The following is a 13,654-nucleotide window of genomic DNA, read 5'->3' as shown; positions in this document are numbered from 1 at the left end:
GTGGGGCCGGTAAATGCTCAGCCCGACCATTTCTGGCCGGGCTGAGACGTCGCTTCCGGGAGGTGCGTGGGCTCAGTCGAGCCCGTTCGCGCGTGCTACGAAATCCGCGAGATGCGGCACGTAATCTTCAGAGCCATCGCCACCGGTCGCCATCGCCATCGCGAAGGCGTTTTTGGCCGTGCTGGCGAGCGGGGTCGCGACGGTGGCGGCATTGGCCATCGTCTCGACATAGCGCAGATCTTTGTAGGCATTGGCGAGGGTGAACTTGTGCGCCTCGCGGTTGCCCTCGAGCGCGTAGCCCATGAAGGTCTGGTAGAAGCCGCAATCCATCCGGCCGCCCCGGATCACCTTGTCGAACTGCTCGATCGGAATGCCGACCTTGCGCGACAGCGCGAGGGCTTCGGAATAAAGCGCGGCATAGCCGAGAGAGATGAAGTTGTTGAGCAGCTTCATACGGTGGCCGTCGCCCAGACTGCCCACGCGCACGATCTTGCCCGCCCAGGTGTCGATCACAGGTTCGATGCGGGCGAACAGCTCTTCATCCGCGCCGACCATGCAATCGAGCGTACCTTCCCAGGCCTCTTTCGGGGTGCGGCTGAGCGGTGCATCGGCATAGGCGACGCCGATCGCCTCCATGTCCTGTGCGAGCTTCATCGTCATGGTCGGTTCGCCGGTCGAACAATCAATGATCACGCTGCCTTCTTTCAGGCCCGGCGTCAGCTTCGCGACCGCCTCGGCGGCCTCGGGCGCGCCGGTGAGGCACAGGAAGATGATCGACGAACGGGCGGCGAGGTCTTCATAGGACGATGCTTCGGTCGCCCCGCGCGAGACCAGGTCCTCGATCGGCTTGCGGTTGCGGTGGGCGATCACGGTCAGCGGATAGCCTTTCTCGACGATGTTCTTGGCCATGCCGTGGCCCATCAGGCCGGTGCCGATGAAGCCGATGGTTTCCTGGGTCTTAGTCATTGGGTACTCCGCTTGGGTCGGTAGGTCGTGAAAATCGTGTCAGAGATTGAAGCGCTTGCGCAGGTCCGCGACCTGCGACTGGGTGAGCGGGCGGATCGCGTGGCCTTGCAGCGCGAGGAACAGCTTGGAAGTCTCCTCCAGCTCTTCGGCGGCGTATTGCGCGTTCGACAGGCTGGTGCCTGCGACGACGGGGCCGTGATTGGCCAGCAGCACCGAGTGATGCGCGCTGGCGAGCGAGCGCACGGCCTCGGCCAGTTCGGGATCGCCCGGCGCGTAGTAGGGGACAAGCGGCAGCTTGCCCACGCGCATCACGTGATAGGCGGTCAGCGGCGGCAGCACGTCCTCGGGGTCGATATCGCGCAGGATCGAGACGGCCGTCGAATGGGTCGAGTGCAGGTGGATCACCGCGCCCGCCTCCTGACGCTCGTCATACATCGCGAAATGCAGGAAGGATTCCTTGGTCGGCTTGTCGCCCGAGACGAAATTTCCATCCCGGTCGAAGAGCGAGATCCGGGCCGGATCGAGCGTGCCGAGCGAGGCGTTGGTGGGCGTCATCAGCCAGCCGCCATCGGGCAGCCGCGCCGAGATATTGCCCGAAGACCCGGCGGTCAGGCCGCGATCGAAGAGCGAGCGCCCGATGGTGCAGATCTGGTCGCGCAAACGCGTTTCGTCAGACATGTTCGGCCTCCGGCTCCAGCAGGTCCCACGCCTTGAGGAAGAAATCCTCGGCGCCGAAATTGCCCGATTTGAGCGCGAGCGCGAGGCGCGGGCCCGACAGGCTCATCGTCCACGGCACGCCGGGGTCGATCTCCGGGCCGATGTCGAGCAGGCGCACGCCGAGGGCCGTCGTCACCGCGCCCGACGTCTCGCCGCCCGCGATCAGCATCCGGGTGAACCCGGCGTCGCGCAGGCGTTCGGCGACCGCGGCCAGCGTGTCTTCGACCAGCGCGCCGGAGGCGTCACGGCCCAGACGGGACTGGATTTTGCTGAGTTGCGCAGGATCGGCGCTGGAATAGATCAGGGGTGTGCTGTCGGCGGGCTGCGCGATGGCCCAGTCGGCGATCTCATCCGCGCTCTGTCTGCCTTCGGTCAGTGCCTCCACGTCGAGCGCGCGGCTCGGCAGGCCCGCCGCTTGCGCCGCCGCGATCTGGCCACGGGTCGCGACCGAGCAGGAGCCCGCGAGGATCGCGCAGCGGCCCTCCGGGGCCGGCATCCGATCCGGGGCGCTATGCGCGTCGCTCTGGTCGCGAAGTGCTGCGGCCAGACCCAGACCGATGCCCGAGCCGCCGGTAATCAGCGGCATCTCCGCGCAGGCCGCGCCGAGCGTCATCAGATCCGATTCGTCGATCGTGTCCGTGACGACGATGCGGGTGCCAGCGGCACGTGCGGCGTCGAGCGCCTCGCGCAGCGCGGCCTCTCCCTGCCGGATCGTGGTGATGTCGATGGAGCCCACTTTCAGCGCCGTCTGCCGCCCCAGAACGCGCACCAGATCGGGGTCGCGCATCGGGGTGAGCGGGTGATCTTTCAGCGGGCTTTCCGACAGCAGGCGGTCGCCCACGAAAAGGTGGCCCTTGTAGACCGTGCGCCCGGTCGCCGGAAAGGCGGGGCAGGCGATGGTCAGCGTCGCGCCGGTGAACTCCATCAGGGCCTCGGTGACGGGCCCGATATTGCCTTCGTCGGTGGAGTCGAAGGTCGAGCAATACTTGAACATCAGGCGCTGCGCCCCAGCTGCGCGCAGGGCCTTCGCGGCCTGCAGCGACATCTCGACCGCGTCGGCTGCCGGAATGGTGCGCGACTTCAGCGCGACCACCACCGCATCGGCTCCCGACAGGTCCATTTGCGGCCCCGGCAGGCCGATGACCTGCCGCGTCTTCAATCCGCTGCGTGACAGCATCAGGCACAGGTCAGTGGCGCCGGTAATATCGTCGGCGACCGCTCCGATCAGCATGGAAATTCCTCCCTCGGTCCACAGATCGCCGATCGCCCCGACGGCTCGGGACGGCGATTTCACATAGCCCTTGCCAAGCCGTTGCGGCTCGGGCTAACGATGTAATGACAACGCTATCATTCCAGCAATGCAAGCGCAAGATGGACGCTGGGAGGGGGCGGAGTGAGACTAGAAATCGGCGATTGAGAGGTATTCCGCATGAAGTCACCCCAAGAGACGAAGGTCTGTGTCATCGGTCTGGGATCGATGGGCTTCGGCATGGCCGAGAGCTTGCTGCGAGACGGGTTCGCGGTGACGGGCGTCGATGTGAATGTCGATGCGATGGAGCGCTTCGCGGCGCTTGGCGGTGCGGTTGCGGCTGAACCTGCGACGGGTGCGCAAGATGCGGATCTGGTGATCGCCGTGGTCGTCAATGCCGACCAGACAGAGCAGGTGCTTTTCGGACCGGGCGGAGCTGTCGCGAGCATGTCCAAAGGCGGCGTCGTGATGTCCTGCGCCACGATGGCGCCCGATCTGGCGCGCGTCTTCGCCAAGCGCTGCGCCGAGGTCGGCGTGGAGTATCTCGACACGCCGATCAGCGGCGGTGCGGTGCGTGCGGCCAGCGGTGAGTTGACGATCATGGGCTCGGGGCCGTCTGCGACCTTTGCGCGCATCCGTCCGGCGCTCGATAGCGTCGCGGCCAAGGTCTATGAGCTGGGCGAGGAGGCGGGCACGGGCGCGGCTTTCAAGGTGGTCAATCAGCTTCTGGCCGGGGTGCACATCGCGGCGGCCTGCGAGGCGATCACCTTCGCCAAGGCGATGGATCTGGATCTGGAGAAGGTCTACGAGGTGATCACCGCCTCGGCGGGCAACTCTTGGATGTTCGAGAACCGGGTGCCGCACGTGCTCGAGGGCGATTACAGCCCACGCAGTGCGGTGGATATTTTCACCAAGGACCTCGGAATCGTCGCGGATATCGGGAGGGACCTGAAATTCCCGACCCCGATTGCAAGCACGGCGATGCAGATGTTCGTCATGACAGCGGCGGCCGGGATGGGGCGCGACGATGACGCCTCGGTGGCGCGGATGCTGGCGGATATCGCAGGTCTCGAGCTGCCGTCTGCCACGCCTGCAAGCGAGGGCTGAGCGATGCCCAGATTTGCCGCCAACCTGACGATGATGTTCACCGAGCACGATTTTCTCGACCGCTTCGCTGCGGCGAAAAAGGCAGGCTTCGATGCGGTCGAATATCTTTTTCCCTATGACCACCAGCCCGAGGCGATCGCGGAGCGGCTGCAGGAGCACGGGCTGACGCAGGCGCTCTTCAATCTGCCGCCCGGCAATTGGGCGGCGGGTGATCGCGGGCTGGCGGCTCTGCCGGAGCGGGGAGAGGAATTCCGGGCCTCGATCGACACCGCGCTGCGCTATGCAGAGGCGACCGGGGTAGGGCGGGTCCATGTGATGAGCGGGCTGGCCTCACGCCAAGATACGGCAGCGCGGCAGGCCTATCGCGACTCGCTGCGGCGGGTCTGCGATGCCGCCGGGGCGCAGGGGCGCGACGTGGTGATCGAGCCGATCAACACGCGCGACATGCCGGGGTATTTTCTGGATGATTTCAGCTTCGCCGCCGATCTGATCGCGGCGTTGGGGCTGCCCAATCTCAAGCTGCAATTCGACATCTATCACCGCCAGATCCTGCACGGTGACGTGCTGATGGGGCTGCGGGAGATGGCGCCGATCATCGGGCATGTGCAGATCGCTGCGGTGCCGGATCGGCATGAGCCCGGAACCGGTGAGCTCGACGATACGCGCATCCTGCGTGAGCTGGACGCGCTGGGCTATGAGGGGTTCGTGGGCTGCGAATATCGCCCGGCGGGCCGGACAGAGGATGGCCTCGGGTGGATGCGCGCCTTCGCCTGAGACGAAGGCGCGCCCCTGATCAGCTTTCGATGTAATCGCGATGCAGCGCCCAGTCGCCCGGGCTGAACCGGTCCGAGGCGAATTGCTGCTGGTGCCAGTAGGGGTAGATCACGGGCAGCTTGCTGACCTCGTGCAGCCGCTTCAGCTCGTCCTCGCTCAGCTCCAGATCCACGGCGCGGAAATTGTCGCGGAACTGCTGTTCGTTACGTCCGCCGATGACGAGCGAGCTGACTGCAGGACGCGTCAGCAGCCATGCCAGCGCGACCTGCGCGGCCGAGACCCCATGCGCGTCGCCGATCTCGACCAGCGTGTCGACGATGTTCCACAGCTTCTCTTCGTCGCGGATCGGCGGCTCGGTCCAGCCTGCGAACTGACGCGAGCCTTCCGGAGTGTCCTTGCCGCGGCGATGCTTGCCCGACAGGAGGCCGGCGGCGAGCGGGCTCCAGACCAAGACGCCCAGCCCCTGATCGACCGAGATCGGTAGCAATTCGTATTCCGCCTCGCGGGCCTCGAGCGTGTAGTGGATCTGCTGGGCCACGAAGCGCTCGCGCAGGCTCCGGTCGCTGACGCCGAGCGCCTTCATGATGTGCCAACCCGAGAAATTCGAGCAGGCGATGTAGCGGACCTTGCCCTGTTGCACGAGCGTATCGAGCGCCGAGACCATTTCCTCCATCGGGGTCACGCCGTCCCATTCATGCATGTGGTAGATGTCGATGTGGTCGGTGCGCAGCCGCTTGAGCGAGCGTTCGCATTCGCGGATCAGGTGATAGCGCGAAAAGCCCTCGTCGTTGGGGCCGTCGGCGATCCGCATCCGCGCCTTGGAGGAGATCAGCACGTCATCGCGCCGACCGTCGAGCACTTCGCCAAGGATCTCTTCCGACAGGCCGGTCGAGTACATGTTCGCGGTGTCGTAGAGGTTGATACCGGCGTCGATGCAGGTGTCGACCAGCTTGCGCGCTTCGCTGACGCCTTGGGCGCCGACGGCCTTGAAGGCGCCCGCGCCGCCGAAGGTGAACGTGCCCATCGTGAGCACCGAGACCTTGAGCCCCGATCGTCCTAGGGTTCTGTATTTCATGGATATCTCCTCCTCTTGAGTATCGTTTCCTCAGGCGCGATCAGCGCGCCAGACGTCTTGCTGCATGGGCGATGCCCAGCGTCGGGCTGGTCAGGACCGGCGGGTCATCCGCGCTCGGTTCGAGCCGTTTGAGCGCGCGTGCCATCGAGGCCTGTGCCAGAACCACCACGTCGTTTTCGCGGGCGAGCCGGGCGATGCCTTCGGCCACCCGCGCGTCATGTCCCTCCCGGTCGCCCGATTGCAGCGTCTCGAAGGCGCCTTCGACGACCTCGCTCGTGATGGTGCTGTCCGCCCCGGCCTCGCGGCTGACGCGTTCGACCAGTTCGACGGTGGGTGTCAGGGTCGATTGCAGGGTTGCGAGCACGCCGATGCGGCGGCCTTTTGCGACCGCCTCCTGCGCCATTCCCTCGTCGATACGGATCAGCGGGACGGGACAGAGCGGTGCGATACGTTCGACCGCGCCGCCGAGGCTGGAGCAGGTCACGAGGACGGCTTCGGCCCCCGCATCGACCGCCGACCAGATCATGCCCGTCAGGCGTCGCGCCGTCATCGGGCTGACCGACCCCTCGCGGATCGTCAGGCGCAAAAGGCTCTCGTCGAGCATGTTGAACACTTTCCAGTCGGGCAGGTGCTCCTGCGCCAGACCTTCGAGTTCCGGGATCAGCCCGGCGACGGTGTGGATCATCGCCAGGGGGCGGGGTGATTCGTAGCTTTCGTCGGTCATGGGCGGGCTCCTTTGTTGCGGTCTGGGTGCTTTCGCCCCGTTGGTTATGACAGCGCTGTCATGTTTTGCGAGTATCACCACGGACCCGGCGCGATGACAAGCCGGAATGTCTCAAGACCCTTGTTTGAAACGCTTCGGCGGGGGTCGGAACTATGTTCCGCCGGGGAGGGCGCGTCGTTCCGACACCTGTCCTGAGACAAGTTTTTGTTATTTGCTGATTGACAAGTCGTCTTTGCAGTTCGCAATATGACAGCGCTGTCACCGGAGGAATGGCAGCGCTAGCATTTTCGGGCGTATCCCCGTTCGACCCGCCAGCCCCTCACCGACGAGATCGGTTCCGGGATGAGCGAGTGGAACGTCGGGGATGCGGAGAAGGGAGGGGCGTTTTGGCACTGTCGGAAAATTCGGTCACGCCATCGGAAAGGAAATCCATGCGAGTCCTGCATCAATTGCTTCAACTGCGTCACATGCGTGAATTCAACGTTCTGATCGCGTTGATCCTGATGGGGCTGCTGATCAGCCTGTTCACACCGTATTTCCTGACCGTGTCGAACCTGATGGGCGTGTCGCGGGCATTCTCGCTGACGGCGATCATGAGCATCGGCATGGTGATGGTCATCATCACGGGCGGGATCGACCTGTCGGTTGGCTCCGCGATGGGGCTTGCCGGTCTGATCACGGCGCTCTGTTTCGACGCGGGCTATTCGCAATATGCGGCGGTGGCTGCGGGGCTCGGTGTCGGGCTTGCCTTCGGGCTGACCAACGGGCTGCTGATCACTGCGATCGGCCTGCCGCCGTTCATCGCCACGCTCGGCACGCTGAGCATCGGTCGCGGCCTTATGTACATGATCACCCACGGCGTGCCGCTGACCCCGGAGACGCCCGAGAGCTTCAGCTTTCTGGGGCAGGGCTATGTCGGCCCGGTGCCGGTGCCGGTGGTCATCCTGCTCGTGCTGACGCTCATCTTCACGGTCATCATGACCCGGACCCGCTTCGGTCGGCACGTCTACGCCACGGGCGGCAACGAGAACGCGGCGCGTCTGAGCGGGGTGAAGGTTCAGCGCGTCAAGCTCGCGGTCTACGTCCTGTCTTCGACGATTTCCGCGCTGGCCGGCGTCATCGCCTTCTCGCGTTATCTTTCGGCGGAACCGGCGTCCGGCTTTGGCTCGGAACTTGAAGTGATCGCCGCGGCCGCAATCGGCGGGGCGAGCCTCGCGGGCGGTATCGGCTCGGTGCTCGGTGCGGTCATCGGGGCTGCCCTGATCGGTGAGATCGCCAACGGCGTCGTGCTGCTCAACATCAACACCTATGCCCAGCAGGCCATTACCGGCGGCGTGATCCTGATCGCGGTCAGCCTCGACGTGCTGCGCAATCGGATGGGCGGGCGCGGCTGAGCCGCGCCGTCCGGGAAGGAACAAGATCAAGAAGCCGGACCGCGTCTCGAAGAGGAGAGAGCGGCGCGAGATCCGGACGAAGAATGCCCCGGTGCGGGGCGTGAAACCGAAACTGCATCAACAACAGGGGCCCGCCGCGGTTGGTTGGGTCCGGAGGAGGAGATAAGATGCGTATTGCAATGAAAGCCGCCGCTGCGGTTCTAGCCCTGGCAACCGGTATGGGGACGGCAGCGTCCTATGCTCAGGACATCACCGTGGCGCTCGTGCCGAAAGTGGCCGTTCCGTTCTTCGACGACTGCAACACCGGTGGCGCGGAAGCGGCCAATGAACTGGGCGTGAAGTATCAGTGGGTTGTGCCCGCGAACACGCAAGGTTCGACGCAGGTCAAGATCATCGAGGACCTGATGGCGCGCCATGTCGACGGGATCGGGATCTCGGTCAACGAGCCGAAATCGGTCGAAGGGATCATCAAGCAGGCCACCGATGCGGGCATCAAGGTCGTCACCTTCGACAGTGACAGCGCCAACAGCTCGCGCAGCATGTATATCGGCACGATCAACAAGCAGGCTGGCGTGACCATGGGCAAATCCATGGCCGAAGCGCTCGGCGGCAAGGGTGAGGTGGCGATCGTCACCGGTCAGCTCGGCGCCTCGAACCTGAACGAGCGGATCGACGGCGTGAAGGAAGCGCTGGCGGACTATCCCGACATCAAGCTGGTCGCGACCGAAGGCACCGAGGATGACCTCGCGCGCGCCGTGTCGGTGACCGAGGCGCTCCTGCGCGCCAACCCGAACCTCTCAGGCATCTTCGGCATCAGCCAGGTCGGTGGCCCGGCCGTGGCGAAGGTTCTCGCGCAGCAGGAATTCGCGGATAAGAAAGGCCAGCTGAAGGTCTTTGCCTTCGACGATCTGCCCGACACGATCAAAGGCGTGAAGGAAGGCTTCATCGACGGCATCATGGTGCAGCGTCCGATCACGATGGGCAAGCTGGCGGTCGAGCATCTCGTGGCCCAGATCAAGGGTGAAGAGACCGACCCGCAGAACATCGACACCGGTGTGACCGTTGTGACTGCCGACAACCTCGACAGCTACACCAAGTGATCTCCGACAAGACCTGGGCGGGGCCAAACGCGGTCCCGCCCGACATTCTTCAGCCAGAGGCCGCGATGAAACCGTTTCTCGAAATGATCGGCATTTCCAAAACCTTTCCCGGGGTGAAGGCGCTGGACCACGTCGACCTGCATCTCAATTCCGGAGAGGTGCATGTGCTGGCGGGTGAGAACGGCGCCGGCAAGAGCACCCTGATGAAGATCATGACAGGCGTTCTGCGCGCGGATCCGGGCGGTGAGATCCGGGTCGAGGGCGAGCCCGTCGTGATCAAGAATCCGGTCCATGCCCGGTCGCTCGGTATCTCGATCATCTACCAGGAACTCGCGGTGGTGAATAACCTCACCGTCGCTGAGAACGTCTTTCTCGCGCGCGAGCCGCTGTTGCCCACCGGCCTGATCGACCGCACCAAGATGAATGCGGATACCCGCGCGGTGCTGCACGAGCTTGGCGTGGAAATCGATCCCGAAGCGATGGTCGGCACGCTTTCGATCGGCCAGAGGCAGCTGATCGAGATCGCCCGCGCCATCTCCTACAATTCCAAACTCATCATCATGGACGAGCCGACCGCGTCGCTCAGCCACCACGAGGCATCGACGCTGTTGCGCATGTCGCGCAAGCTGGCCGCGCAGGGTGTCGGCATCGTCTTCATCTCGCATAAGCTCGAGGAGATCTTCGAGATCGCCGACCGCGTCACCGTGCTGCGCGACGGGCGCACCGTGGACACCCGGCCCGTGTCCGAGATGACGAGCGATCTGCTGGTGCGCCTGATGGTGGATCGCGAGCTCGATCAGTTGTTCGGCCATCACATCTCCCACGCGACCGACGAGGTTCTGATGTCGGTGCGCAATCTCACCGAGAAGCGCGTGAAGGACGAAGGCGTCTTCGTGCGCGACGTCGATTTCGACCTGCGTCGCGGCGAGGTGCTGGGCTTCTTCGGTCTGGTCGGCGCCGGGCGGACCGAAGTGATGGAGATGATCTTCGGCAGCCGCCCGCATAGCGGCGAGATTTCGATCAATGGCAAACCGGCGCGGATTTCCTCTCCCTCGGACGCGATCGAGCATGGGCTCGGATTTGTGACCGAGGATCGGCAGTCGCGCGGGCTTGTTCTCGGCATGTCGGTGCGCGAGAATTTCTCGCTGACGCATCTGAGTGACTATTGCAGCCTCGACTTCGTGAACCGTCGCAAGGAAACCGCGGCCTGTGCGGATTACATCCGCGCGCTGGGCATCAAGACACCGTCGCCCGAGCAGAAGGTGCTCAACCTGTCGGGCGGCAACCAGCAGAAGGTCGTCTTGGCGAAATGGGCTGCGCGCCGCCCGCAGATCCTGATCGTCGACGAACCGACGCGCGGGATCGACATTGGCGCGAAGGCCGAGGTCCACACGTTGCTGGGCAAGATGGCCGAGGAGGGCATGTCGATCATCGTGGTCTCTTCGGACCTGCCGGAGATCCTTGCGATCAGCGACCGTGTGATCGTGCTGAAGGAGGGGAAGATCAGCGGTGAACTGACCCGAGAGAACGCCACGCAGGAGAGCGTGATGCTGGCGGCGACCGGCTGAGGCCGTCCCGTCGAACCAAATGTGAATGAACGAAACGGAGACTGAAATGACCAAGCGCGTAGTATTTACAGGCGGAACCGGCAAGGCTGGGCGTCATGCGGTGCCGCATCTGCTGAGCAAGGGCTACGATGTGCTCAACGTCGACCTCAAGCCGCTCGATTTGCCCGGCGTCAACACGCTGATCACCGATGTGACCGACAGCGGCGCCGTGTTCAACGCGCTGACCACCCACCACGACTTCGGCGGGTTCGAGAAAGGCGCGCCGCCTTCGCCGCCCGATGCGATCGTGCATTTCGCCGCGATCCCGCGCGTGCTGATCGAGCCCGACAACGTGACCTATCAGGCCAACGTCATGAGCACCTACAATGTGCTCGAGGCGGCGATGAAGCTCGGCGTGCGCAAGGTGATCATCGCTTCATCCGAGACGACCTACGGCGTGTGCTTCGCCGAGGGCGACAAGGATTTCCACTCCTTCCCGCTCGAGGAAGATTACGACAGCGATCCGATGGACAGCTACGGCCTCTCCAAGGTCTGCAACGAGAAGACCGCCCGCGCTTTCGCCGCCCGCTACGGCGCGGATATCTATGCGCTGCGCATCGGTAACGTGATCGAGCCGGATGAATACGGCATGTTCAAGGGCTTCCTTAAGGACCCGATGAGCCGCAAGCGCAACGCCTGGAGCTATATCGACGCCCGCGATCTGGGTGAGATCGTGCATCTGTGCATCGAGAAGGACGGGCTGGGCTATCAGGTGTTCAACGCGGTCAACGACACGATCACCGCCGATATGCCGACCACCGAGTTCTTGAAGAAATACTGCCCGAACACGCCGATCACCCGCGAGATGGGCCCCGATGAGGCGCCGATTTCGAACCGCAAGGCGCGCGAGGTTCTGGGCTTCAAGGAAGCGCATCCGTGGCGCAAATACGTGGAGGTATGATCGCCACGGTCCCCGCGATGTTTTTAGCGCCAATGCACGTATGGCCTTTGAAAACGCTGCCGCTAGGTGCATTTCTGGGTCATTAACTCGGGCTTGCCCGAAAGGAATTGGAGGAAAGCGTCATGGGGACCAAGCAGCGATTGCCCGACCGCAAGAGCAAGATCACGGTGCGCGAGGTCGCGCGCCGTGCCAATGTCAGCGAGTCGACGGTATCGCGGATCATGCGCAACAAGGGGCTCGTCGCCGAGTCCACCCGCGAGAAGGTCATGGAGACGGTCCGCGCGATGGGCTACGTCCCCAACCGCATCGCGGGCTCGCTGGCCTCGCTCGACTCCTTCCTCGTGGGCGTCGTCATCCCGTCGCTCTCCAACATCGTGTTCCCGGAGGTTCTGCAGGGCGTCCATGCCGGGCTCGACGGAAGCGACCTGCAGCCGGTGATCTCGACCACGGATTACAATGTCGACCGCGAAGAGGCCGTCGTGCGCGGCATTCTCAGCTGGAAACCCGCCGCGATCCTGCTCGCCGGGTTCGACCACACCGACGCCACCCGCAAGATGCTCGAGCAAAGCGACATCCGCGTCGTCGAGATGATGGATATCGACAGCACGCCGATCGACATCGCGGTGGGTACCTCGCATCGCCGCGCGGGCCACGCGATCGGTCGCCACCTGATCTCGCGCGGCTACCGCCATTTCGGCTATGTCGGCCATGACTGGAACGCCGACCGCCGGGCGCGGCTGCGCTATGACGGGTTGTGCGAGGCGCTGTCCGAAGCGGGACTCTCGATCGAAGCGCATGCGATCGACGACGGACCCAGCTCGGTCGGGACGGGCCGGGAGCAGACCGCGCGCCTGCGTGCGTCGGCCCCGCAGATCGACGTCGCGGTCTATTCCAACGACGACATGGCCGTGGGCGGCGTCTTCCACTGCCTTGCCGAAGGTATCAGCCTGCCTGACCAATTCGCCATATTCGGCTTCAACGGTCTCGATATCGGCAAGGAGCTGCCCCAGCCGCTCTCGACCGTCCGCTCGAACCGTTATCTCATCGGCAAGAAGGCGATCGAGGAGGTTCTGGCCTCGCCCGAGCGCCCGTCGACACCCACCATCATCGACACTGATTTCGAGGTCTTCGCCGGCGCAACCGCCTGAGGCGCGCCGATCTCGGACACCGAACGAAAAAAGGAGAAATCCCATGCATCCCGCTCTCGCCAAAGGCAATGTCGCAGTCGTCACCGGAGGGGCCTCGGGTATCGGCCTCGCCGCCGCCCGCCACCTCGCCGGGCTGGGGATGCGTGTCTGCATCGCCGATCTGCCGGGGGCTGCGCTCGAAGCCGCCTACGACGCCCTGATCGCTGCGGGCGCGGCGGCGGCTGACGTAATGACGCAGGCCACCGATGTCTCGGACCGGGCTCAGCTCACGGCGCTCGCCGATGAGGTCTGGGCGCATTTCGGGCCGGTCAATCTGCTGATGAACAATGCGGGCATGCAGCCCGGCAGCTCGATCTTCGATGCGGAAGGCAACTGGGACCGCATCCTCGACGTGAATATGGGTGGCATCATCCGCGGCAGCCAGATCTTCGCGCCGCGCATGATCGCGTCGGGCGCGCCGGGCCTGATCGTCAATACCGGCTCCAAGCAGGGGATCACCACGCCTCCGGGCGATCCGGCCTATAACGTGTCGAAAGCTGGCGTGAAGGCCTTCACCGAGGCCTTGCAGCACGAGCTGCGCAATCGTGAAGACTGCAAGGTCGAGGCGCGGCTGTTCATCCCGGGCTTCGTCTTTACGCCGCTCACCGCAGGCGGGCGCACCGAGAAACCCGCCGATGCCTGGACGCCCGAGCAGGTCGTGGAGTTCCTCTTCGACTCGATCGAGCGCGGCGATTTCTACATCCTTTGCCCCGACAACGACGTGGATCGCGCTACCGACGTGAAGCGCATCCTCTGGGCGGCGGGCGACATCACCGAGAACCGCCCGCCCTTGTCGCGCTGGCATCCCGATTACGGTGACGCCTTCAAGGCGTGGCTGAAGAAGTGATGCGGC

Annotated in this window: 13 protein-coding genes; 8 read left to right on the top strand and 5 right to left on the bottom strand. The window is 64.5% G+C overall.

From position 1 onward, the window contains the following. Positions 1-72 precede the first annotated feature (72 nt). The 3 genes from BMI85_RS04605 to otnK are packed head-to-tail and all read right to left on the bottom strand — an operon-like array spanning position 73 to position 2,914. A complete protein-coding gene (locus BMI85_RS04605; RefSeq protein ID WP_078569684.1) occupies positions 73-966 on the bottom strand; it encodes an NAD(P)-dependent oxidoreductase in 894 nt (297 codons plus the stop codon). A 39-nt stretch (positions 967-1,005) separates the two neighbouring features. Further along, complete coding sequence (gene otnC / locus BMI85_RS04600; RefSeq protein ID WP_078519932.1) at positions 1,006-1,644, bottom strand: 3-oxo-tetronate 4-phosphate decarboxylase; 639 nt, start codon at positions 1,642-1,644, stop codon at positions 1,006-1,008. Continuing rightward, positions 1,637-2,914 carry a 3-oxo-tetronate kinase gene (gene otnK / locus BMI85_RS04595; RefSeq protein WP_078599658.1) on the bottom strand — a complete coding sequence of 426 codons (1,278 nt, stop codon included), beginning with the start codon at positions 2,912-2,914 and terminating at the stop codon, positions 1,637-1,639. Before otnK ends, otnC begins: the two co-directional genes overlap by 8 nt. A gap of 198 nt (positions 2,915-3,112) precedes the next feature. Between otnK and ltnD the strand changes: the two genes are divergently transcribed. Both ltnD and otnI read left to right on the top strand, forming a co-directional pair. Then, a complete protein-coding gene (gene ltnD, locus BMI85_RS04590) occupies positions 3,113-4,039 on the top strand; it encodes an L-threonate dehydrogenase (RefSeq protein ID WP_078599657.1) in 927 nt (308 codons plus the stop codon). A 3-nt stretch (positions 4,040-4,042) separates the two neighbouring features. Further along, positions 4,043-4,813, top strand: coding sequence for a 2-oxo-tetronate isomerase (gene otnI, locus BMI85_RS04585; protein ID WP_078599656.1), 771 nt, complete (start codon positions 4,043-4,045; stop codon positions 4,811-4,813). A 19-nt stretch (positions 4,814-4,832) separates the two neighbouring features. Here the strand turns inward: otnI and BMI85_RS04580 are convergent, their stop codons facing one another. Further along, positions 4,833-5,888 (bottom strand): aldo/keto reductase, encoded by a 1,056-nt coding sequence (locus BMI85_RS04580; protein ID WP_078519928.1) that lies wholly within the window; start codon positions 5,886-5,888, stop codon positions 4,833-4,835. A 40-nt stretch (positions 5,889-5,928) separates the two neighbouring features. Continuing rightward, positions 5,929-6,612, bottom strand: coding sequence for an aspartate/glutamate racemase family protein (locus tag BMI85_RS04575; RefSeq protein WP_078599655.1), 684 nt, complete (start codon positions 6,610-6,612; stop codon positions 5,929-5,931). A gap of 467 nt (positions 6,613-7,079) precedes the next feature. Between BMI85_RS04575 and BMI85_RS04570 the strand changes: the two genes are divergently transcribed. The 6 genes from BMI85_RS04570 (at position 7,080) to BMI85_RS04545 (ending at position 13,648) form a co-directional block, all read left to right on the top strand. After that, the gene (locus BMI85_RS04570) at positions 7,080-8,006 is read left to right on the top strand and encodes an ABC transporter permease (protein WP_208607944.1); all 927 of its coding nucleotides are present in this window, start codon (positions 7,080-7,082) and stop codon (positions 8,004-8,006) included. Between the two features lie 167 nt (positions 8,007-8,173). Then, positions 8,174-9,106, top strand: a complete 933-nt coding sequence (locus BMI85_RS04565) for a sugar-binding protein (protein ID WP_078519926.1) — start codon at positions 8,174-8,176, stop codon at positions 9,104-9,106. Positions 9,107-9,171: 65 nt separating this feature from the next. Further along, complete coding sequence (locus tag BMI85_RS04560; RefSeq protein ID WP_078539965.1) at positions 9,172-10,674, top strand: sugar ABC transporter ATP-binding protein; 1,503 nt, start codon at positions 9,172-9,174, stop codon at positions 10,672-10,674. Positions 10,675-10,720: 46 nt separating this feature from the next. Next, complete coding sequence (locus tag BMI85_RS04555; RefSeq protein ID WP_078519924.1) at positions 10,721-11,614, top strand: NAD(P)-dependent oxidoreductase; 894 nt, start codon at positions 10,721-10,723, stop codon at positions 11,612-11,614. 122 nt (positions 11,615-11,736) lie between these two features. Then, positions 11,737-12,762: a LacI family DNA-binding transcriptional regulator gene (locus tag BMI85_RS04550; protein ID WP_078599654.1), complete on the top strand. Its 1,026-nt coding sequence runs from the start codon at positions 11,737-11,739 to the stop codon at positions 12,760-12,762. A 43-nt stretch (positions 12,763-12,805) separates the two neighbouring features. After that, positions 12,806-13,648 carry an SDR family NAD(P)-dependent oxidoreductase gene (locus BMI85_RS04545; RefSeq protein WP_078599653.1) on the top strand — a complete coding sequence of 281 codons (843 nt, stop codon included), beginning with the start codon at positions 12,806-12,808 and terminating at the stop codon, positions 13,646-13,648. The last annotated feature ends 6 nt before the right edge of the window (positions 13,649-13,654 follow it).

Source organism: Thioclava sp. DLFJ4-1 (assembly GCF_002020145.1).
In the GTDB taxonomy this organism is placed as follows: domain Bacteria; phylum Pseudomonadota; class Alphaproteobacteria; order Rhodobacterales; family Rhodobacteraceae; genus Thioclava; species Thioclava sediminum.
The sequence above is the reverse complement of the archived record's forward strand: the minus strand, read 5'-3'. Positions and strand labels throughout refer to the sequence as shown.

Excerpts from the sequence above, each read along its gene's own strand:
- BMI85_RS04605 (WP_078569684.1), bottom strand. The coding sequence starts at position 966 with ATGACTAAGACCCAGGAAACCATCGGCTTCATCGGCACCGGCCTGATG.
- otnC (WP_078519932.1), bottom strand. The coding sequence starts at position 1,644 with ATGTCTGACGAAACGCGTTTGCGCGACCAGATCTGCACCATCGGGCGC.
- otnK (WP_078599658.1), bottom strand. The coding sequence starts at position 2,914 with ATGCTGATCGGAGCGGTCGCCGACGATATTACCGGCGCCACTGACCTG.
- ltnD (WP_078599657.1), top strand. The coding sequence starts at position 3,113 with ATGAAGTCACCCCAAGAGACGAAGGTCTGTGTCATCGGTCTGGGATCG.
- otnI (WP_078599656.1), top strand. The coding sequence starts at position 4,043 with ATGCCCAGATTTGCCGCCAACCTGACGATGATGTTCACCGAGCACGAT.
- BMI85_RS04580 (WP_078519928.1), bottom strand. The coding sequence starts at position 5,888 with ATGAAATACAGAACCCTAGGACGATCGGGGCTCAAGGTCTCGGTGCTC.
- BMI85_RS04575 (WP_078599655.1), bottom strand. The coding sequence starts at position 6,612 with ATGACCGACGAAAGCTACGAATCACCCCGCCCCCTGGCGATGATCCAC.
- BMI85_RS04570 (WP_208607944.1), top strand. The coding sequence starts at position 7,080 with ATGCGTGAATTCAACGTTCTGATCGCGTTGATCCTGATGGGGCTGCTG.
- BMI85_RS04565 (WP_078519926.1), top strand. The coding sequence starts at position 8,174 with ATGCGTATTGCAATGAAAGCCGCCGCTGCGGTTCTAGCCCTGGCAACC.
- BMI85_RS04560 (WP_078539965.1), top strand. The coding sequence starts at position 9,172 with ATGAAACCGTTTCTCGAAATGATCGGCATTTCCAAAACCTTTCCCGGG.
- BMI85_RS04555 (WP_078519924.1), top strand. The coding sequence starts at position 10,721 with ATGACCAAGCGCGTAGTATTTACAGGCGGAACCGGCAAGGCTGGGCGT.
- BMI85_RS04550 (WP_078599654.1), top strand. The coding sequence starts at position 11,737 with ATGGGGACCAAGCAGCGATTGCCCGACCGCAAGAGCAAGATCACGGTG.
- BMI85_RS04545 (WP_078599653.1), top strand. The coding sequence starts at position 12,806 with ATGCATCCCGCTCTCGCCAAAGGCAATGTCGCAGTCGTCACCGGAGGG.